The sequence below is a fragment of the Labedella endophytica genome (assembly GCF_003990045.1).
Lineage (GTDB): Bacteria > Actinomycetota > Actinomycetes > Actinomycetales > Microbacteriaceae > Labedella > Labedella endophytica.
Window position 1 is genome coordinate 161,796 of sequence record NZ_RZGZ01000004.1, and the last position, 18,010, is coordinate 179,805.

The 18,010-nt window shown below is 67.9% G+C and carries 23 protein-coding genes; 15 read left to right on the top strand and 8 right to left on the bottom strand.

What is annotated here, in order from left to right; all coding sequences use genetic code 11:
• The first annotated feature begins 5 nt into the window (after positions 1-5).
• The 5 genes from ELQ94_RS14080 (at position 6) to ELQ94_RS14100 (ending at position 3,262) form a co-directional block, all read left to right on the top strand.
• Entirely contained in the window at positions 6-518 is a 513-nt protein-coding gene (locus ELQ94_RS14080; protein ID WP_243697042.1) for a MarR family winged helix-turn-helix transcriptional regulator, read from the top strand.
• 110 nt (positions 519-628) lie between these two features.
• Entirely contained in the window at positions 629-1,006 is a 378-nt protein-coding gene (locus ELQ94_RS14085; RefSeq protein ID WP_127050999.1) for a helix-turn-helix domain-containing protein, read from the top strand.
• A 77-nt stretch (positions 1,007-1,083) separates the two neighbouring features.
• Positions 1,084-2,163, top strand: a complete 1,080-nt coding sequence (locus ELQ94_RS14090; RefSeq protein ID WP_127051000.1) for an LLM class flavin-dependent oxidoreductase — start codon at positions 1,084-1,086, stop codon at positions 2,161-2,163.
• Positions 2,164-2,273: 110 nt separating this feature from the next.
• Positions 2,274-2,903 carry a hypothetical protein gene (locus ELQ94_RS14095; protein WP_127051001.1) on the top strand — a complete coding sequence of 210 codons (630 nt, stop codon included), beginning with the start codon at positions 2,274-2,276 and terminating at the stop codon, positions 2,901-2,903.
• Positions 2,904-2,959: 56 nt separating this feature from the next.
• Positions 2,960-3,262, top strand: coding sequence for a hypothetical protein (locus ELQ94_RS14100; RefSeq protein WP_127051002.1), 303 nt, complete (start codon positions 2,960-2,962; stop codon positions 3,260-3,262).
• A 29-nt stretch (positions 3,263-3,291) separates the two neighbouring features.
• Here ELQ94_RS14100 and ELQ94_RS14105 read toward each other — a convergent pair whose 3' ends face one another.
• Positions 3,292-4,224: an AraC family transcriptional regulator gene (locus ELQ94_RS14105; RefSeq protein WP_127051003.1), complete on the bottom strand. Its 933-nt coding sequence runs from the start codon at positions 4,222-4,224 to the stop codon at positions 3,292-3,294.
• A gap of 118 nt (positions 4,225-4,342) precedes the next feature.
• Here ELQ94_RS14105 and ELQ94_RS14110 point away from each other — a divergent pair, with 118 nt between their 5' ends.
• The gene (locus ELQ94_RS14110) at positions 4,343-5,095 is read left to right on the top strand and encodes an SDR family NAD(P)-dependent oxidoreductase (RefSeq protein WP_127051004.1); all 753 of its coding nucleotides are present in this window, start codon (positions 4,343-4,345) and stop codon (positions 5,093-5,095) included.
• 23 nt (positions 5,096-5,118) lie between these two features.
• Here the strand turns inward: ELQ94_RS14110 and ELQ94_RS14115 are convergent, their stop codons facing one another.
• From ELQ94_RS14115 to ELQ94_RS14130, 4 genes are all read right to left on the bottom strand, one after another.
• Positions 5,119-6,327, bottom strand: a complete 1,209-nt coding sequence (locus tag ELQ94_RS14115) for a low temperature requirement protein A (RefSeq protein ID WP_127051005.1) — start codon at positions 6,325-6,327, stop codon at positions 5,119-5,121.
• Between the two features lie 118 nt (positions 6,328-6,445).
• Positions 6,446-7,177, bottom strand: a complete 732-nt coding sequence (locus ELQ94_RS14120; protein WP_127051006.1) for an SDR family NAD(P)-dependent oxidoreductase — start codon at positions 7,175-7,177, stop codon at positions 6,446-6,448.
• Between the two features lie 142 nt (positions 7,178-7,319).
• Complete coding sequence (locus ELQ94_RS14125; RefSeq protein ID WP_243697043.1) at positions 7,320-7,751, bottom strand: carboxymuconolactone decarboxylase family protein; 432 nt, start codon at positions 7,749-7,751, stop codon at positions 7,320-7,322.
• A 38-nt stretch (positions 7,752-7,789) separates the two neighbouring features.
• A complete protein-coding gene (locus ELQ94_RS14130; RefSeq protein WP_127051008.1) occupies positions 7,790-8,224 on the bottom strand; it encodes a Rossmann-fold NAD(P)-binding domain-containing protein in 435 nt (144 codons plus the stop codon).
• 205 nt (positions 8,225-8,429) lie between these two features.
• Here ELQ94_RS14130 and ELQ94_RS14135 point away from each other — a divergent pair, with 205 nt between their 5' ends.
• The 5 genes from ELQ94_RS14135 to ELQ94_RS14155 all read left to right on the top strand — a co-directional run bounded on the left by ELQ94_RS14135 (position 8,430) and on the right by ELQ94_RS14155 (position 13,092).
• Positions 8,430-9,434: an alpha/beta fold hydrolase gene (locus ELQ94_RS14135; protein WP_127051009.1), complete on the top strand. Its 1,005-nt coding sequence runs from the start codon at positions 8,430-8,432 to the stop codon at positions 9,432-9,434.
• Positions 9,425-10,471, top strand: coding sequence for an ankyrin repeat domain-containing protein (locus ELQ94_RS14140; RefSeq protein ID WP_127051010.1), 1,047 nt, complete (start codon positions 9,425-9,427; stop codon positions 10,469-10,471). The genes ELQ94_RS14135 and ELQ94_RS14140 overlap by 10 nt, the downstream gene beginning before the upstream one ends.
• A gap of 98 nt (positions 10,472-10,569) precedes the next feature.
• Positions 10,570-11,502 carry a CPBP family intramembrane glutamic endopeptidase gene (locus tag ELQ94_RS14145; protein ID WP_127051011.1) on the top strand — a complete coding sequence of 311 codons (933 nt, stop codon included), beginning with the start codon at positions 10,570-10,572 and terminating at the stop codon, positions 11,500-11,502.
• Positions 11,503-11,668: 166 nt separating this feature from the next.
• A complete protein-coding gene (locus ELQ94_RS14150; protein WP_127051012.1) occupies positions 11,669-12,151 on the top strand; it encodes a cupin domain-containing protein in 483 nt (160 codons plus the stop codon).
• A gap of 98 nt (positions 12,152-12,249) precedes the next feature.
• Entirely contained in the window at positions 12,250-13,092 is an 843-nt protein-coding gene (locus tag ELQ94_RS14155; protein ID WP_243697044.1) for a MerR family transcriptional regulator, read from the top strand.
• 174 nt (positions 13,093-13,266) lie between these two features.
• Here ELQ94_RS14155 and ELQ94_RS14160 read toward each other — a convergent pair whose 3' ends face one another.
• On the bottom strand, positions 13,267-13,509 hold the full coding sequence (locus ELQ94_RS14160) for a hypothetical protein (RefSeq protein ID WP_127051013.1): 243 nt from the start codon (positions 13,507-13,509) through the stop codon (positions 13,267-13,269).
• 186 nt (positions 13,510-13,695) lie between these two features.
• Here ELQ94_RS14160 and ELQ94_RS14165 point away from each other — a divergent pair, with 186 nt between their 5' ends.
• The 4 genes from ELQ94_RS14165 to ELQ94_RS14180 all read left to right on the top strand — a co-directional run bounded on the left by ELQ94_RS14165 (position 13,696) and on the right by ELQ94_RS14180 (position 17,000).
• Positions 13,696-14,337, top strand: a complete 642-nt coding sequence (locus ELQ94_RS14165) for a hypothetical protein (RefSeq protein ID WP_208007730.1) — start codon at positions 13,696-13,698, stop codon at positions 14,335-14,337.
• A 232-nt stretch (positions 14,338-14,569) separates the two neighbouring features.
• Positions 14,570-15,454 carry a CPBP family intramembrane glutamic endopeptidase gene (locus ELQ94_RS14170; protein WP_127051014.1) on the top strand — a complete coding sequence of 295 codons (885 nt, stop codon included), beginning with the start codon at positions 14,570-14,572 and terminating at the stop codon, positions 15,452-15,454.
• A gap of 73 nt (positions 15,455-15,527) precedes the next feature.
• Entirely contained in the window at positions 15,528-16,211 is a 684-nt protein-coding gene (locus ELQ94_RS14175) for a CPBP family intramembrane glutamic endopeptidase (protein ID WP_208007731.1), read from the top strand.
• Positions 16,212-16,277: 66 nt separating this feature from the next.
• Positions 16,278-17,000, top strand: a complete 723-nt coding sequence (locus tag ELQ94_RS14180) for a DUF1345 domain-containing protein (protein ID WP_127051016.1) — start codon at positions 16,278-16,280, stop codon at positions 16,998-17,000.
• A 150-nt stretch (positions 17,001-17,150) separates the two neighbouring features.
• Here the strand turns inward: ELQ94_RS14180 and ELQ94_RS14185 are convergent, their stop codons facing one another.
• Positions 17,151-17,357: a hypothetical protein gene (locus ELQ94_RS14185; RefSeq protein ID WP_127051017.1), complete on the bottom strand. Its 207-nt coding sequence runs from the start codon at positions 17,355-17,357 to the stop codon at positions 17,151-17,153.
• Positions 17,357-17,887 carry a monooxygenase family protein gene (locus ELQ94_RS14190; protein ID WP_127051018.1) on the bottom strand — a complete coding sequence of 177 codons (531 nt, stop codon included), beginning with the start codon at positions 17,885-17,887 and terminating at the stop codon, positions 17,357-17,359. Before ELQ94_RS14190 ends, ELQ94_RS14185 begins: the two co-directional genes overlap by 1 nt.
• Positions 17,888-18,010: the final 123 nt, after the last annotated feature.

Consider the following 18,010-nt stretch of genomic DNA (forward strand, 5'->3'; position numbering starts at 1 on the left):
TTCACGTGTCAACAACAGGAGGAACGGTGGCCGCATCCCGTCGTGACGCGCTCCCCACGAGCGAGCAGTTTGCCGTGTGGCGCGCCTACATTCAGACGGCCGAGATCCTTCGAGCGCGCGTGCAGGCGAGATTGCAGGCCGACTCGAACCTCTCCGACGGCGACTACAAGGTGCTGCTCGCCCTCAGTGAAGCGGACGGCTCGGCGCTCCGCTCCTCCGAACTCGCCGCCATCATCGAATGGGAGCGCAGCCGGATGTCGGGGCACCTCGGGCGGATGGAGAAGCGCGGACTCGTCCGGCGTGAGCGGCACGACGAGGACGCTCGCGGATCGCGTGTCGTCCTCACGGGCGAGGGCGCTCGCGCGTTCCGAGCGAGCATGATCCCCCACCTCGAGGCGGTCAAGGGCATCTTCGTCGATGCGTTCACGGACGTACAGCTCGACGAGATCGACGACACGACGACGGCACTCCGCACGCACCTCGGCCTTCCCCCGATGTCGGGACGATCTCGCGCCTGAGTCCGTTCCGGTCGGCGTGACTTGACCTCGTGGTGGGAACAGGGTCTTGAGTAGTTCCACGATGCGCACCGGCCTCTCCCCGGGCGTTGCGTTCGAGGAGGACGATCGAGATGCCGTGGAGTACGCGAGAGCTCGCCGAGCTCGCCGGCACGACGCTCAACGCCGTGCGTCACTACCACCGGGTCGGGCTCCTCGACGAGCCGGATCGGACGAGCAACGGCTACAAGCAGTACCAGGTCCGACACCTCGTGCGCCTCATCCGGATCAGACGCCTTCGCGACCTGGGTGTACCTCTCGACCGGATCGAGGAGGTGACCGCCCCCGGTAGTGCGGCGACGGAGGCGCTGAGCGCGATCGATGCCGACATCGCGGAGACGATGGAGCGGCTGGGGCGTGCCCGCTCGGAGATCGGCGCGATCGTCCGCGGGTCGAAGCCTCCGGACCCTGCCTCCCTGTTCGCGGACGCCGATCGCGATGCCGAGTGTTGACTCGGTCGCTACGACATGGTGTCCACTGCCGGTACCGACCCGGTCACCGATCCGGGGGCGACACGAGAGGAGCGGCCATGTCCACACCCACGGTTCAGTTCGGAGTCGACACGTTCGCAGACGCGATGACCGATCTGTCGGGTCGCGTGCTGAGCGATGCGGAGACCCTTCGACGTACGGTCGATCATGGTGTTCTCGCCGAGGCAGTGGGCCTCGACTTCTTCAGCGTCGGCGAGCACTACCGGTCGGACATGCTGGACTCCGCTCCGCCCGTGATCCTGGCGGCGATCGCCGGCCGGACCTCCCGGATACTCCTCGGGACGAGCGTGACGGTCTTGTCGACGCAGGACCCCGTTCGCGTCTTCCACCAGTACTCGACGCTCGATGCCATCTCCGACGGTCGGGCGGAGCTCGTCGTGGGCCGTGCGTCGACGATCGACTCCTTCCCCCTCTTCGGTTTCGACCTGACGGACTACGAGCGCCTGTTCGACGAGAACCTCGACCTCTGGGTACGACTGATGCGCGAACAGCCCGTGACGTGGTCCGGCAGCACCCGCGCGGCACTCGGTGCCCAGACCCTGTATCCGCGTGTCGAGGGAGGCTCGCTCCCGACGTGGGTCGGCGTCGGCGGCAGCCCGGACTCGGTCGTCCGTGCGGCACGCTACAACCTCCCGCTCATGATCGCGATCATCGGCGGGAGTCCCTCGCGATTCGCGGGCCATGTCGACTTGTTCTATCGGGCGCTCGCTCAGTTCGGTCATCCGCAACTGCCCGTCGGCCAGCACGCGATCGGACACGTGGCCGAGACCGATGCCGAGGCGGCGGAGGTGTTCTGGCCGGCGTGGAGGACGACGATGACGCGGGCCGCCGGGGAGCGCGGTTCCCGCGCACCGACGCCCGAGTCGTATCGCAACGAGATCGAGACGGGGGCGCTCATGATCGGCTCGCCCGAAACCGTCGCGACGAAGATCGCGGAGTGCGTGCGCACCCTCAATCTGAGCCGCTTCGACCTGAAGTACGCGCTCGCTCCTCTGCCGTGGGAGCACGGCGCGCGTTCGATCGAACTCTACGGGCGCGAGGTCGTCCCGCGGGTCCGTGAGCTGCTCGGCGAGTACTCGCCGATCGAGCGCGTCTCGGCGTTCGTGACGGGCGGCTGACGCGTCGACCTCATCGGATGGTTCTCAGCAATACACCGTACGAGCACGCTCTGAGAGTGTCTGTCTCCGTTACCCGAGCACCGTGTTGGTCGCTCACGAGAGGAGAGCACGTGTCCCGCATCCGGTTCCCGCGCCGCGTGAAACCCGGCGACGGACGTGCCCTCGGGCGCTTCCGGTGGTGGCAGCTGTTCACGGGACGCCACCTGTTCTACCTCGACGTCGATCGCCCGGGCGGCGGACGCAACCACTACGCGCTCGACGTGCGGAACGGCGAGGACGACAAGGTGGCCCACCTCTACCTCGAGTCGCGGCAGGTCGCCAGATCACGACTCCCCGCGAGGATCCCGGTCGAGGGCGGTGTGATCGAGGTGGCCGAGGGCGCCGCGGGACTCAAGCGGGTGCACTACGTGACCGCGACCGGGGAGTCCCTGCTCGTGCCCGACCCGAGGTCGCCCGTCGGTCGACGGATGGACTTCGCGCGGACTCACCCCGTCGCGAGCAGCAGGGTCGGACTCGTCTCCGTCGTGGTCCTCCTCGTGGGCGCCGTCCTCAACGTGCTCCAGCTCCTCGAGCCGATCCTGCAGATCCCGCCCATCCTCGAGGCCGTCGGGCGCTACGAATCCCCCGTCCACCTTCCGATCTGGCTCAACGTGACCCTCGGCCTGCTCGCTGCCGCGGGCGCGACGGAACGCGCCTTGCGGATCCGCTACAACTGGCTGCTCGACGGGCTCGGCATCTAGTGCCGCCCGCCAGCAGCCCTCATCTCCACGACCTCGCTTCGAGAAAGAAGACCGTCATGCAGAACCCGACCGATCGTCGTTCGCTCGTGAAAGCGGCCGGCAACCACCGCACGCCTCCGCCTGCCAACCGATTCATCCAGACGATCCTCACCCCACGAGAGGGCCACAGGAGACCCGTGAACGCTCTCAGGGGCGACCAGCACGACCCGTCGCCCCTGACCGACCCGCGCGGGGCCGGCACTGTCCGCCCCGGTCCCGTCCTCGCTCCTCTCGACGGGAGCCGACCCTTCGGCCGTCTCGCGGCGCTCGTCATGGTCTGGCTCCGGGAACGCCGCCGTCGCGCATCGGAGCGCGACTGACAGACGGGCGGCTCGGACGGGGCAGGATCTCAGACGGTGCGGCGTGCGTCGCCCCGGAACCGGGCGGGTGAGCGGCCGACCACACGGCGGAATGCCGTGCTGAAGGCGCTCTCCGATCGATAGCCGGTCGCCACGGCGAGGTCCGCGATGGACAGGGTGTCGCGAGCGAGGGCGTCGCGGGCGAGGCTCATCCGCCAGCCAGTGACGTACTCGAGCGGAGGAATGCCGACGTGGCGCCGGAACGACTCCGCGAACGCGGACCGCGACAGGTGACTGATGTCCGCCAGCTCCTGGAGCGTCCACGAGTGCGCGACGTCCGCGTGGATCGCACGCAGGGCTTCGCTGATGCCGCCGGCGCCGAGCGCGCCGAGCCAGCCGGAGGGCTGGTCGGTCCGAGCGGCGTGGACGCGCAGCAGGTGCACGAGGAGGATCTGCGCGAGGTGGTTCTCGACGAGTGGGCTCCCCGGCGCGTCGATGCCCACCTCGACGGCCAGAAGGTCGATCAGCTGCGCGAGCCGCGAACCGTCCGGATCCGATGCTCGCACCACCAGGAGGGGCGGTAGGAAGTCGGTGAGGAGAGCCGCATTCGCGTCGTCGAATTCGATATGTCCCACGCAGAGGTAGACATCGTCGTCTCCGGGATCGCGACCGATCCGCACGAGGCCGTCCTCCGCTGTCGCCCAGACCGTCGCGGCTTCGCGGGTCTCCACGTCGGGTGAGCTGGCGAGGGCGTAGGCCGGCGGGTTCCCGAGCATGAAGGTGTCACCCTCCTGCAGGAGCACGGGCTCATGCCCGTCGAGCATCAGCCAGCAGGAGCCGCGGACGAGGCCGCCGATCCTCACATGGGTGAACCTGCCGAATCGCAGCCCCCAGTCGCCCGTGGCGAGGAGGCTCGGGCCGACGATCGTACGAGGGCGCAGGAGGCCGATCGCGTCGGCGACGGGGTCCCGGTATCCGAGCATGTGCGGTCCTTTCTGGACGATCGGTAAACAATGGCGGTCTCCACGTGATGGATCGCAGGGTGAAGGCCGAGCACTATCGACTGTGGCCGGTGTGGCCACGGAAGAGAGGAGACCCACGATGGGTCGGTTGGATGGAAAGACGGCGGTCGTCACGGGCGGCAGCAGCGGGATCGGCCTGGCGTCCGCGAGGCGGCTGGCGGACGAGGGCGCGTTCGTCTTCATCACGGGACGACGAGAAGCCGAACTGATGGCGGCGGTTCGAACGATCGGCCCCGAGCGGGCCGCCACGGTCGTCGGCGACGTCGCCGCGCTCGCGGACCTCGATCGGCTCTACGCCGACGTGCGAGCCCGCGGACGGGGTGTCGACGTACTCGTGGCGAACGCGGCGACCGGGTCGTTCATGTCCCTCGAGCAGACCACCGAGGAACACCTCGACGAGACCTTCGCGGTCAACGTGCGAGGAACGTTCTTCACCGTGCAGAAGGCGCTGCCGCTGCTCAACGACGGTGCAGCGATCGTCCTGATCGGCTCGACCGCGGCCGACCGGGGGATGGACGCGTTCGGCGCCTATGCGGCATCGAAGGCCGCGGTCCGATCCTTCGCCCGGACCTGGTCCGTGGAACTCAAAGGCCGCGGCATCCGGGTGAACGTCGTGTCGCCGGCGTGGATCGAGACGCCGGGTGGCACCGCCGCCTTCGGCGACGAGGAGACCGCTCGAGCCATGGAGGAGCTGGTCGTCGCGACGGTGCCGAAGGGTCGCATGGGGCGTCCCGACGAGGCCGCGGCCGTCGTCGCCTTCCTCGCGTCGGAGGAGAGCAGTTACGTCGTGGGGGCCAACCTCTACGTCGACGGCGGCACGAATCAGATTTGAATCGCTCCCGGCCGACGGGCGCCTCACCGGGGCGCCGTCGGCCGAGTCGCCTCGAGCATGACGACGATCGCGATCATCACGACGGCGGCCACGACGAGGGTGTAGGGCGAGAGGGCCGCAAGCCCGATGGCGACCGCGAGAATCGGTACGGCGATGTTCGCCCATCGCGGAAGGCTGGACCGCAGGGCGAGAAGCCAGATCCCCAGGACGAACAGCGCGACGGGGACGGTCGTGGTCGCGGCGGCGGCGACACCGTCCAGGTCGGTCTGATGGGTGTCGCGGTCGATCGCGACCTCGATGCCCGCGGAGAAGGCGCCGGCCGCGGCGAAGATGATGTAGTGCACGTAGGCGAAGGCGAGCGAGCCGCCCCCTGTCGCGAGCCGTTCATGCTGAGGGCGGGAGAAGTACACCCACCACATGCCCCCCGCGAGTGCGAGGCCCGTCACGGCGATGGTCACGAGCGGGCCGATCTCCTCGCTGTGGTGGAGGGCGTCGATGAGTGCGTTGGCGGACGCGAGGATCGACTCACCCAGCAGGATGATCGTGAAGAGTCCGTAGCGCTCGGTGATGTGATGAGGATGCGAGGGGGTCGCGGTGGCGCGCTCCGCCCAGACGGGGACGGCGAGTTCGGCCGCCACGAGCACGATGAGACCCGGTACCCGGGCCCCGTCGGGAACGGTGAGCCACCAGACGACCCACAACACCTGCACGCTCGCGATGCCCCCGGCATAGCGGAGCGCCGCCCGCCGATGGGAGGGCGAACCGGCGGCGGCGCGGAACCACTGCCCCACCATCACGAGTCGCATCACGACGTAGCCGACGATCGTGAGACCGAACTCGCCATCGATCATCGCCGCTTCCGCGCCCGCCGCGACGAGGAGGGCCCCGCCCATCTGCAGGATCGTCGCCAGGCGATAGAGCCAGTCGTCGGTGTCGAACGACGTCGCGAACCAGGTGAAGTTCATCCAGGCCCACCAGATGGCGAAGAAGACCATGAGATACGGCCCGACGCCGTCGGCGATGTGCCCCTCGGATTCGAAGTGGTGCAGGTTCCGCGACGCGATCGCGATCGAGACGACGAAGACGAGATCGAAGAACAGCTCGAGGGGAGTCGCCGAGCGATGCGGCTCAGCCGGGTCGCGCGGTCGCATCCTCTTCAGTCCGACGCGCGTTCCAGCCGTTCCGGGATCCGATTCACCCGCTCGGCGCGACTCGTCCGCGATCGAGGTCATGCCGGCTCTCCTTCGTGACGCTCGCGGGCACGGGAAGGCCCTCGTGCAGGCGAGTCGTCACTCCGATCTCACACCCTGTGGTGAGGACAGGGTCAAGTGCGGCGAGGAACCACCACGATCAGGACCGGGCGAGCGATGCGAGATCGAGTGCCCGCGGCGGACCGGACAGGGAGGCCTTCGCCTCGGCGCCCAGGGGATCGACGATCTCCAGTTCGTCCGCTTCGAGCCCGTCGAGCGCCAGTGCCGCGAGCTCCGCGGGGTCCGTCATGACGTCGTCGGGAAGGACGAGGCCGGCGCTCCGCAGCGCGTCGGTGAGCGTGTCCGACCCGACGAGGGTCGGTAGGAACGCGGCGACGTGGGTGCCCTGAGGGGCGAGTTCGACGCGCACGCCGTTCGTCAGTCCCCACTCGGCCGACTTCGCGGCGGCGAGGGCGGAATTGCCGTGGACCGACGTCCATGCCGTCGACGACAGCACGTTGAGGATGGCCCCGCCGCCGTTCCGAGCGAGAACGGGGGCGAAGGCTCGGACCATGGCGAGGGTGCCGAAGAAGTGCGAGTCCATGAGCTTCCGGATCACGTCCAGGTCGCCATCGACGAGATTGGCGATCGCCGTCAGCGCCGCGTTGTTGACCAGGAGGTCGACGTCCGTCGCCACGGCGGCCGCCTCGGCGACCGACCGCTTGTCGGTGATGTCGAGCCGAAGGACGGTGGAGCCGGGGACGTCCACGTCGTCGGGCTGTCTGGCCGTCGCGTAGACCGTCGCTCCCCGTCGTACGAGTTCGAGGGCCAGACTGCGTCCCAACCCGCGACTGGTTCCGGTCACGAGTGCTGTCGCACCGTTGAGGTTCATCGATGACGTCCTTTCGGGAGTGTGGCGAGAGAGCCGCACCCACCGCACACCGTGTCGTCGCGACAGGGTCAAATCACTCGATACCTCGGGCGAGTCCCGCGCGCCAGGAGCGTCCCGACGATCGCGCCCACGTGCACGAGGGTCACGTGCCGCGGGGGCGCACCGGATGTCCGCTGAGGATCGAGATCCGGTTGAAGGCGTTGATCGTGGCGGCAATCCATTCGGCGGCGACGAACGTCTCATCGCCCAGAACGGTCCGCGCGCCGAAGAGATCGGCGGCCGACTCCTCTGAAAGAGGGAGCGCGGTCGCCGCTTCCGCGACGGCCAGCACCGCCTGTTCCCGGTCGTCGAACAGGTCGGTCTCCCGCCACGCCGGCAACAGATCGAGCTTCTGCTGGCTGACGCCGGCGTCCCGCGCCTTGCGGGAGTGCAGGTCGAGGCAGAACGCACACCCGTCCAACTGCGAGGCGCGGAGTTTGATCAGCTCGGACTCCTGCGCCGTGAGCCCGTGACGCTCGGCCTCCGCGGCGACGGCCGTCGCGAAGGCGACAGCGGCCTGCCAGGCCTCGGGCATGACCTTGTCCATGAACGGATGCATCGCGACTCCCCTTCTCAGGCGGTGCTCGCCAGCACGCGCTTCGTCAACGATCGCACCGACGCGGCGATTTCGGGCGTCAGGACGTGCAGCAGGTCGCGAGACGGCGTGCCGTCGGGCCCAAGGAGCAGTCCTGATCGGCCGTGGAACGAGGGGTCGACGGCGAGCACCGTGATCCCGGACGGTCCGAGCTCGCGTGCCAGGTCCTGGTTGTACGCCAGATGCGCGAGTTTGGCACGGCCCATCACTGCCATACCGGCGTACTCGCCGGCCTCATCGACGTCGTCGTACCTCGGCGCGCCGTCGATCGTCGCGGTCGTGATGGCGGAGGAGGTCACGTCGAAGCCATGTTCGTGCAGGCGGCGGGCCACGTGAAATCCGAGTCCTCCGGTCCCGCCCGTGACGACGGCGCGACGCGTGGTCGTGCCGTTCTCGGTTCGCTTCGATGTCATCGGTATTCGCTCCTGCCGCGTTGTCGCTCCGATCCCACACCCGGTTCCCGCCACAGGGTCAAGCGCGACGGCCCCGGCCGGTCCCGGAAAGGACGTCGGACTGGCCGGGCGCATCCTCGCGCGGCTGAGAGGGACTTGACCCTGTCCCCGGCACACGGTGTGGGATCGCCTGCGCACCCTGATCGTCGAGCACAGGAGGACGAGGATGACATCGAGCAGCGTCGGGACGGACGCGTTCCCCCTCACCGAGAGGGTCGTCGCGAACGGGGACGTCACGCTTCGCGTGATCGAACAGGGGAGCGGGCCCGCCGTGCTCTTCTGCCACGGGTTCCCGGAGACCGCGGACACGTGGAGGTCGCAGATGCTGGCCGTTGCGCGCGCGGGCTACCGTGCCGTCGCCCTCGACATGCGGGGGCACGGAGCGAGTTCCGCCCCGGTCGATCCCGCCCTTTACACCTCGCTCCACACGGTGGGTGATCTGATCGCGGTCCTCGACACGCTCGACATCGAGGCGGCGGTCATTGTCGGTCACGACTGGGGAGCCGATCACGCGCAGCGCGCCGCCGTGATGCGGCCCGACCGGGTTCGCGCCATCGTCAGTATGAGCATCCCCTTCGCTCCACGTGGTGAGATGAGCCACTGGGACGCGTTGCGCGCCGAGGGTCTCGGCGACCGGTACTACGCACTCGACATGCTCCGGGACGACGCCGATTCGGACTTCCCGCCGACGGCCGACACCGTCGCGAGCATCCTCTACTGGCTCTCGGCGAGCCCGGACCCCGGGGAGGGGTGGGACCCCATCGATGCGCGCCGGTCGATGCTGCGCCCCGCCCCCGATCCGGCGCCCGCCTGGATCGATCCCGAGTACCTCGATCGCCTGGTCGGCGCGATCGGGCGAAGCGGCTTTCGCGGCGGCCTCAACCACTATCGGGCGGTCCAGGCGAGCTTCGATCTCACCGCCGCGTTCCGAAACGTCGTCATCACCCAGCCGTCCCTCTACATCTGGGGTGCCGACGACGGCCTGAGCCGCTTCTTCCATCCCGAGACGCCGACGCTCTCCGAACTGCGTCACGCGCAACCGGGCCTCGTCGACCAGATCCGACTCGAGGGAGTGGGGCATTGGATCCATCAGGAAGCCCCGAGTCGACTGAATGAGGCGATCCTCGGGTTCCTCGAGCATCTCGACTGGTCCGAGGAGCGATGGTGGTGACGCTGCTCCGGGCGATCCGGGCCGGGGACACCCGCGGCGCCGTTCGAGCGATCCGTGAGAGAGCGGACGTGCACCATGCCGGCCCTGACGGTTTCACTCCACTCATGGTTGCGGCGGGCCTCGGCCAGCGCGAGAGCGTCGCGGCGCTCCTCGCCGCCGGCGCGAACGTCCTCGCCGTCGAGCCGAGTATGGGGGCGACAGCGCTCCACAAAGCCGCCCAGTCGGGCGACGGCGAGATCGTCGCGCAACTCCTCGATCACGGCGCCTTCATCGACCAGCAGTCTCCCGTGCTGGGACACACACCGCTCATGGACGCCGTGCAGCATAAGAGCGTCGCCGCCGTCATGGTCCTCATCGAGCGCGGAGCGCGGCTCACCCCGCTGAACCACTTCCAGCAGACGGCGCTCGACCTCGCCGACGGTGACGGGCTCTCGGACATCGCCGGACTCATCCGGTCGGCCGAGCGGCGCATCACCGATCGGCTCCGCGCTCGCGAACTCTCCGCGGCGGTCCTCGCCGGGGCGACGGAGGAGGTGAGGCGGCTCCTGTCGCGCGGCGCCGACCCCGACGAGCGTCTCCCGCTCGCCGGCAGTCCCGACGACGACTACACACCCCTCGGGCTCGCGGCGCGCGACGGCCACGAGCGCATCGTGCGGCTCCTCCTCGACGCGGGTGCCGACGTGCGCACGATCAACGGGCTCATGGGGGCTACCCCCGCGCACGAGGCGGCGTACGGCGGGCATGACGGAGTGATCCGTATCCTGACGGGATCGCCGTCGGCGGCGGCGCTCGAGATCGACGCGCAAGGTGCGTACAACGGGCTCACCGCGCTTCACGATGCGGTCTGGCACGGCCATCGCGATGCGGCGCGCGCGCTCGTCGAGGCCGGTGCTGCGCTTCACCTCCGGACGCACGCCGGTGTCACGCCGCGCGAGCTCGCAGCGCTCTACGGCTACGCCGACATCGCGAGGATGCTCGAGGGTGCCGAGCGCGCGCGCGGCGAGGTGGTCCTCTACCGCACGCTCGACGACGACTGAGTCCGTCGTCGCCCTTCGGGAAGGCGCACGGGCGCCCTCGGTGACCGGCCAGTGCGTGCATTTGACTATGTGCTAGCCACAGGGTGTGAGGTTATGGCATGACAACCGAAACTCGATCCCTGGACTCGGCGCTCCCCGGTACCCTTCCGGACCGCCCCTTCGGCGTCCACTTCCGGATGGCTCGCTGGAAGTCGCTCATCGTTCTCATCGCCATCCCGGTGACGCTTTTCCTCGCGCAGATCATCGTCTTCCAGATACCGATCGCGATCGAGGGTCCCGCCGATCCGAACAAACCCGCGCTCACCCCGCTCACGATCGCCGCATCGGGCATCAGCACCGCCATCACCGCCGTACTCATGACCATGCTGGTCGCCGCCATGGCGAAGGTGTCGTGGCGAGCGGTATTCAGCCACACCCGCAGGTTCGACTGGCGCCGTATCGGCACCTACCTGCTCGGCTCTGCCGTCCTCGTCGGTCTGAGCATCGTCGCGACCCTGCTGATCGCACCGGACTCGCTGGGATGGGGGTCATTCGCCGTCGGAGGGACGACGATTGCCATCATCCTCGTCAACCTCGTCGCCACTCCCCTGCAGTCCGCCGGCGAAGAGATCGCATTCCGCGGAGCGCTGATCCCCGCAGCCGGTTCCTGGTTCCGTAACACCCGCGTCGCTGTCGCGTTCGGCATCCTCCTTTCGGGCGTGCTCTTCGCGCTGATCCATGTGACGCTGGACCCGTGGCTGCTCGCCTACCTGTTCGTCTTCTCAGCGTGCACGGCCGCCATAGGTCTGATCAGCGGCGGGCTGGAAGCCGCGATGGCCTTCCACGTCGCGAACAACGTGCTCGTGGGCATCGTGAACCCCTTGTTCACGGGAGGCGAGTCGACATCACTCGACCGATCCGTGGGTGCCGGCCCCGGCCCCGGGCTCCTCATCCTCATGGTGATGAACGTCGCCGTCGTGGTCATGGTCTGGCTCGTGGAGCGGAGAAAGCGGTCGCGAACGCAGGAGAACGCCCCCGAAACGACGTCGTGAACGATCGCCGCCGTCACGCTGATACTCGGCCCCCTCGAGGACGACCCTCTCCCGAACGCATTCCCGGTGAACACCACGTTCACGTGAAACCGACTCGAAGCGTGTGAAGAGGCGGGCCGAGCCCACTGAGAGCACGACCGATAACACGCACCGGAGAAGGAAATAGATGACGGACGAGAAGGTCGCACGTCGTACGGTCGGTGGGGAGATCATCGAGTGGCTGGACGTTCCTCCACGTGCGGCCGCGTTGCAACTCGAGCCTCACCCGGAGGGCGGCTGGTATCGAGAGACCTGGAGGTCGGCGGACCCCGTGCACACCGAAGCCGGAGATCGCCCCGCCGCGACGCTGATCTACTTCCTCCTGCCGCCGGGCGAGGCTTCCGCCTGGCATGCCGTGACCAGTGACGAGATCTGGTTGTGGCACGGACCGGGCGAGGTAGCGCTGCAACTTGGTGGATCCGGGGCCGAACCCGTGAACACGGACGTGCTCCTCTTGGGCGCCGACGAAGCGGCCGGACAGCGAGCTCAGGGACTCGTGCCGGCCGGCGTCTGGCAACGTACCCTGCCCCGCGCGTCCGAGGCGTTGGTGAGCTGTCTCGTGTCGCCCGGTTTCAGCTTCGACGACTGGTCGCTGAACCACGCCGTGTAGACAGGCGTTCCTGTCGGGGACGGGCCACATGATCGATGTCAGTCATCGTCGAAACAATGAACGCTCGTCTCGATCCGGGTCAGCCGTAGGCGATGAGAATGGCCTTCCAGCCCCTCGGATGCCATATGGTGCGTCGTATCGGAGCTGCATTGCGCACGCTCCTGGCAACGAAGAGAGGAACGTTCATGCCGTGGAGTACGCGGGAGGTCGCCGAACTGGCGGGGACGACCTTGAACACGGTTCGTCACTACCACCAGATCGGACTTCTCGAAGAGCCCGATCGCCACGAGAACGGCTACAAGCAATACGACGAGCGGCACGTCGAAACTCTTCTGCGCATTCGGCGCTTAGCCGCCCTCGGGGTTCCTCTGACGGAGGTCAAGGAGGTTCTCTCGGGCACGAAATCCGCAGAGGCTTCGCTGCGCGCGCTCGACGTCGAACTCCACGTGGAGACGGAACGCCTGGAAAAAGCGCGGGAGGACATTGCAGCGATCCACCGGCACGGCGCACCGGCACACTCTCCTGTCGGCTTCGAGTCCCTGGCCTCCCGACTGTCGGACGCGGACCGGTCGGTGATCCACATCTACACGCAGGTCTACGACGAGGACGCGTTGTCCGACGTCAAGCAGATGGCCGAGGCGCACGACGAAGCGCTGGATGCGGAGATCGACGCTCTGCCCGCGGATGCTGATGTGGCGACGAAGGAGCGTCTCATCGAGCAGCTCGCTCGGACGCAGGCGCAGAATCTCGTCGATTTCCCCTGGCTGGAGGATTCTGCCCCCCGGCTCGCGAAGAGCGGCAGCGTCGATTCGCAGACGTGGGTGGACATGCTGGTGGAGCTGTACAACCCGGCTCAGCTGGAAGTGCTCGGCCGGGCAAGTCTGCTCGCCATCGAGTACGCACGCGACCTGCGGAGGAATGCCACAGCAAAGGACGCATGAGGCAGTATGCCGCTCTCAGTTGCTCGCGTCGGAGGAGGCGCTCAGCGCGATCGACGACGAACTCGAGAGAAGTATCGAACAGATCGAACTCTTCGTCTGCAGATCAGAGCACCCCTTCGCGGCGCGGCCGGTGGAGAGAACTCAGAACAGTGACCGTCCGAGAGCGGAGAAGGGTCACCGTTCGCCGCTCGCGAATCCGGCGGCGCGCAGCTCCGCAAGATAGGCGCTGTCTGCCGGAGCGAGGTAGTGCGCCTCTGAGCGCTCGTCGACGCCGACGACGCGGACCGGAACTCCTCCTGCCCCGATCACGGCGTCCATTGCGACCTGGGTGAGGGCCGAACCTGGATTGCGGAGCAGCCACTCCTGTGCGCTGCGTCCGCATCGTGTGAACCAGTGACCGTCATCGCTCGTTTTCATGGAACCATCCCACACCCTGTCCCCAGCACCGGGTCAAGGAACGCACGGCTCCTTCTCGTCTGTGGCGACCGACCGATCGCTCACCGGACCGTCCCGTTGTTGACCCGGTGGTAGGAACATGGTGTGCACTGAGCCATGCGCGCGGGTAACGACGCGTCCGACGCCCGATCGATCCGAGGAGACATCGTGCACTGTGGACGGGCAAGGCGCGTCGCCCCAGGAGACGAAAGTGTTCTCGAGCCGTTCCGCTGGTGGCATCTGCTCAACGGCCGTCAACTGTTCTACGTCACCGTCGAACTCACCGGCACCCGTCGGAGCGCCTACGCCCTCGATGTGAGGTCTTCCGGAAAGCAATCGGGAGACTTCGGGATGGCCTACGTCTACCTCGACGGGCGGCAGCTCTTGCGAGCTGAACTTCCCGCTGAATTCCCTGTGGAAGGCGGGGTCATCGACGTTGCGTACGGCGCCGCCGGCTTGAAGCGAGCTCACTACGTCACACCGAACGGCATCGCGACGCCCCTGACACCGGAGCCCCGGTCCGCCGTGGGGCGTCGTATGCGTTTCGCGCGCACCCATCCGAGCGCAAGTCGATGGATTGGAGCCGTCTCCATCGTTCTGCTCCTCGCGGGCGTCATCGTGAATGGGCTTCAGCTCATCGAGCCGGTTCTGCAGATCCCGCCCGTCGTCGAACGCATCGGGCGCTTCGAATCCCCGATTCACCTTCCCGTGTGGCTGAACGTGACACTTGGAGTCCTCGCCGGCATCGGAGCGTCCGAGCGAGCCCTCCGTCTTCGCTACAACTGGCTCCTCGACGGCCTCGGCTTCTGAACGTCGATCAAAGACCAGCCAACGGTCGGGATTGAATTCCTCGACCGGTGAAGCCGGCGAGCCGTCGGCGAGCCCGCCACCCCGTGTTTCGAGGTGGCAATCCGCCGTGTCGCACTCCTCTTGACTCGGTGGTAGGAACACGCTCTTGACTTCATGCGCGTCAGGTGTCGACTTGCGCGCATCCCGGCCGGCCGTCCAGCCGACGGGCCCCATCCGGAGGAAAAGAGCTGCAATGGATCATCCCGCCACCCCCGTTGAGTACCACCGGGTTCTCGTCAGCGATAAACGGCGGATCGGACGAGGCATCCTCGCGATCGCCCTCCTCCTGCTCGGCATGCAGGTGTTCATCTTCGCGTTCGCCATCGGCGCGACCCTGATCGACACGGCGATCGGCACGGAGCCCCGCGCCGGATACACCCCCCTTGTGAACGCCGCCGGCGCCTTCGCGGTGGCGCTCCTGATCCCGTGGAGCATGCTGATACAGCGCTGGCTCTACGGCGTCCGCGGCGGGTCGCTGTCGTCGGTGCTGGGGCATCTTCGCTTCGACCTGCTGGGTCGCGCCCTCGTGGTCCTTCTGCCGGTGATCGCCGTCGTCCAGATCGTCTACTACGTGACCCCGTTGCCGCAGACGACGTGGGGCTGGCACGACACACTGCTCCTCGTGTCCACCGCTCTATTCCTCACGCCCTTCCAAGCCGCAGGCGAGGAGTACGGCTTCCGCGGCCTGATCTTCCGAGTCGTTGGCAGTTGGACGCGGAATCCCCGGCTTGGTCTTCTGCTCGCCATCATCGTCTCCAGCGTGCTCTTTGCGAGCGTCCACGTCTCCACCAGCGGCCTGCTGAACCTGTGGTACATCGTCTTCGCGGTCGGCACCGCGTGGATCACCTGGCGTTCGGGCGGACTCGAGATCGCGATCGTGCTGCACGCCCTGTACAACGCCACTCAGTTCGCCATCGACGCTGCACTCCAGATCGACCCCACTGTCGCGACCGACCGCTCGGCCGCAGCGATCGATCTGACCGTACTCATCCCGATTCCCCTCGTCGTCGTCGCCGTCATCGTGGTGGCGATCCGCACACGGAGTACCGGGACGATACGCACGCCGGGCCACCGCTGAGAGTGCTCGGTCGAGTCGTCAGGCTTGCTTGTCGCCTCAGGGGCGCTCGATGACGGGCACCGGACCCATCGCCGTGACTTCGTCGCCTCTCAGGCCCGGGTGGCCCGAGGTCCTCGTGGGCCTCGCCCTCGGGGCGGCTGTCGTGCTCCTCCTCGTCGTCGCTCCGGATACGGTCTCGGCCGATCCCGTCGTCTGGGGGCTCATCCTCGCGGCGGCGGCCGGAGTGGCCGGGCTCATCGGTTTCGGCGGCGCCGTCCTCACCCGGCGCCGGCCCCTGCAGGCGTTCGCCATCCGGCGCACCTCGGGCCGCTGGATCCTCCTCGGAATCGTCTTCGGCATCGTCGCCTTCGTCCTGAAGGGGCTCGTCAACACCGTCGTGAGCGCCGTCGCCGGAGCGCTCGAGGACCCGCAGGGTTCGTACTACGACGCCGCTGGGGGTGGACTGCTGCCCCTCGTCCTGACGTTCCTCTTCCTCGCCGTACTGACGCCGATCGGCGAGGAGTTCCTGTTCCGGGGTGTCATCACGAACGCCCTTCTCCGGTACGGGCCGCTCGTCGGCGTCGTGGGGAGCTCGATCATCTTCGCGCTCTTCCACGGGATCAACCTCGCGCTACCGTCCGCCTTCGTCGTCGGCCTCGTCGCCGCCGAGGTCATGCGACGGAGTGGATCGATCTGGCCGGCCGTCATCGTGCACTCGGTCAACAACCTGGCCCTGCCGATCCTCGCAATCGTCCTGCGGGCCACGGGCGCCGAGTGACGGGCGTCGCCGCATCTCAGCGAGCGTCTTGACCATGTTCCTGGCACATGGTGTTCGCTGAAGAACATGACGCGACACGGGGGACCGAAGGTCCGCTCGGATCGCAGCCGCTCGCTCATCAGCTTCCTGGTGTCATCGCTCGTCGTGGTCGGAACGCTCCCGCTCCTCGCGCTCACGACGGGGGTCGCTCTCGACCCGAACGACGGTCGACAGATCGTCACCCTCCTCTACCTCGTCTACTGGCCGGCCTACACGGTCATCTACGTTGCTTGGAGTGCGCGCACCTATGTGCGGCTCGACTCGGAACCGCTCCGGCGGTCGGCGCTCATCGACGAGCGCGACCATCGCAACGTCTTCACCCGCACGCTGGGAGCCGCCGGCGTCGCAGACACCGCTATGTCTGGTGCCGTCGTGGCGGTGTTCGTGACGATCTTCATCGCGCAGCAACCGGTCATGCGCGAAGAGCCCATCTACGTCGCGTTGACCTTCCTCACCGTCGCCGCATCCTGGACCCAGATGATGTTCTCCTTCGCCCTCAGCTACATGCGGCTCGCGGCCAGGACGAGCGAGACGGAGCATTTCCGGTTCTCGCTCCCCGGCCCGGCGCGCTTCCCCGACTACCTCACGCTCGCCTCGCTGGTCTCGTCCATGGCCGCGACGACGCCGGCCGAGATGCTCTCACCGGCAGCGTGGCGACTCGTGCGCGCGAACGTGCTGGTCGCCTTCGGCTTCAACTCGGTCATCGTCGCGATGATGGTCTCGCTTCTCTTCGGCGGGTTCCTCAGCTAGCCGCCGGCGTCGGTGCCGTCGTTCTCGGCCGCCGTGTTCCAGGCGTAGAACGTGCCGTCGACCTCGACGATCGACCAATTCATGCACTGCCATTCCGAGCGTGGATGGCCCGATGTCGTCCGGTGGCATGGTCTTGCGATCGAGCGGATCTCAGCCCAACCGTCGTACCCGGAGGACGACGGCGGTCACGACGACGAGCACGAGGCCGACCGCGCCGAGCGGGATGCCGACGAGGGACAGTGCGCCCGCGCCGATGTTGGCGTCGAGCGCCGTGGGGTCGCGGATGAGGACGGCCACGGCGAGCATCGTGAAGCCGATCGCGAGGAGGACCGTGCCGAGGGTTCGGAGGGCGCGCATCAGCGGACCGCCTCCGCGTCTGGGCTCGATGACGCGGCGGATGCGGGAGCGCGCGTCTCGTCTGCGCCGATGCGCTCACCGCCGCCGCCCTCCCCGTGTCCCGCCGAGACGATCGACGTCGCACGAGCCAGACCCATCACGGGCGTCGTGACGTACAGGCTCTCGGCGCGGTCGACGAGGAAGGTCTCGTGCCAGACGCCGACGGCGCCGCCGGACCTCCGCGTCGTGCGGGAGAAGATGTTCCAGGCCGCGCGGTGCGACGCCGATGCGTCGGCCGCGTAGGCGTACAGCTCGTCGAGCGACGACCAGTACTGAGTCTGGGACGGCCCGTTCCGATCGACGTGTGTGGCGGCTCCGAGAAGCCCGGAGTCGGGGTCCGCTTGCAGCTCACGGAGCATGCGTGTCATCGCTCGATAGGGCGGGAGCCAGAGGTCGGGACGCCTCCAGCGGTTCACGCGCAGGCCCATGCGGAAGACGACGAGTTCGCCGTCGTACTCATGCGTCATCCGGCCCCGGATCACGTTGTGCATCGCGTGCCTTCCTCTCGGTGGGTGACGTCCTGCTCCATGGAACCCCGTGTCCTGGGAACAGGGTCAAGTGGCAGGTAGGGCCTCTTGACCGTGTGGCGGGAACACGGAGTGTGATCGACCAGG

Coding starts and splice junctions, on each gene's coding strand:
- ELQ94_RS14085 (WP_127050999.1), top strand. CDS start 629: ATGCCGTGGAGTACGCGAGAGCTCGCCGAGCTCGCCGGCACGACGCTC.
- ELQ94_RS14090 (WP_127051000.1), top strand. CDS start 1,084: ATGTCCACACCCACGGTTCAGTTCGGAGTCGACACGTTCGCAGACGCG.
- ELQ94_RS14100 (WP_127051002.1), top strand. CDS start 2,960: ATGCAGAACCCGACCGATCGTCGTTCGCTCGTGAAAGCGGCCGGCAAC.
- ELQ94_RS14105 (WP_127051003.1), bottom strand. CDS start 4,224: ATGCTCGGATACCGGGACCCCGTCGCCGACGCGATCGGCCTCCTGCGC.
- ELQ94_RS14110 (WP_127051004.1), top strand. CDS start 4,343: ATGGGTCGGTTGGATGGAAAGACGGCGGTCGTCACGGGCGGCAGCAGC.
- ELQ94_RS14115 (WP_127051005.1), bottom strand. CDS start 6,327: ATGACCTCGATCGCGGACGAGTCGCGCCGAGCGGGTGAATCGGATCCC.
- ELQ94_RS14120 (WP_127051006.1), bottom strand. CDS start 7,177: ATGAACCTCAACGGTGCGACAGCACTCGTGACCGGAACCAGTCGCGGG.
- ELQ94_RS14125 (WP_243697043.1), bottom strand. CDS start 7,751: ATGCCCGAGGCCTGGCAGGCCGCTGTCGCCTTCGCGACGGCCGTCGCC.
- ELQ94_RS14130 (WP_127051008.1), bottom strand. CDS start 8,224: ATGACATCGAAGCGAACCGAGAACGGCACGACCACGCGTCGCGCCGTC.
- ELQ94_RS14135 (WP_127051009.1), top strand. CDS start 8,430: ATGACATCGAGCAGCGTCGGGACGGACGCGTTCCCCCTCACCGAGAGG.
- ELQ94_RS14140 (WP_127051010.1), top strand. CDS start 9,425: ATGGTGGTGACGCTGCTCCGGGCGATCCGGGCCGGGGACACCCGCGGC.
- ELQ94_RS14145 (WP_127051011.1), top strand. CDS start 10,570: ATGACAACCGAAACTCGATCCCTGGACTCGGCGCTCCCCGGTACCCTT.
- ELQ94_RS14150 (WP_127051012.1), top strand. CDS start 11,669: ATGACGGACGAGAAGGTCGCACGTCGTACGGTCGGTGGGGAGATCATC.
- ELQ94_RS14155 (WP_243697044.1), top strand. CDS start 12,250: ATGGCCTTCCAGCCCCTCGGATGCCATATGGTGCGTCGTATCGGAGCT.
- ELQ94_RS14160 (WP_127051013.1), bottom strand. CDS start 13,509: ATGAAAACGAGCGATGACGGTCACTGGTTCACACGATGCGGACGCAGC.
- ELQ94_RS14170 (WP_127051014.1), top strand. CDS start 14,570: ATGGATCATCCCGCCACCCCCGTTGAGTACCACCGGGTTCTCGTCAGC.
- ELQ94_RS14180 (WP_127051016.1), top strand. CDS start 16,278: ATGACGCGACACGGGGGACCGAAGGTCCGCTCGGATCGCAGCCGCTCG.
- ELQ94_RS14185 (WP_127051017.1), bottom strand. CDS start 17,357: ATGCGCGCCCTCCGAACCCTCGGCACGGTCCTCCTCGCGATCGGCTTC.
- ELQ94_RS14190 (WP_127051018.1), bottom strand. CDS start 17,887: ATGCACAACGTGATCCGGGGCCGGATGACGCATGAGTACGACGGCGAA.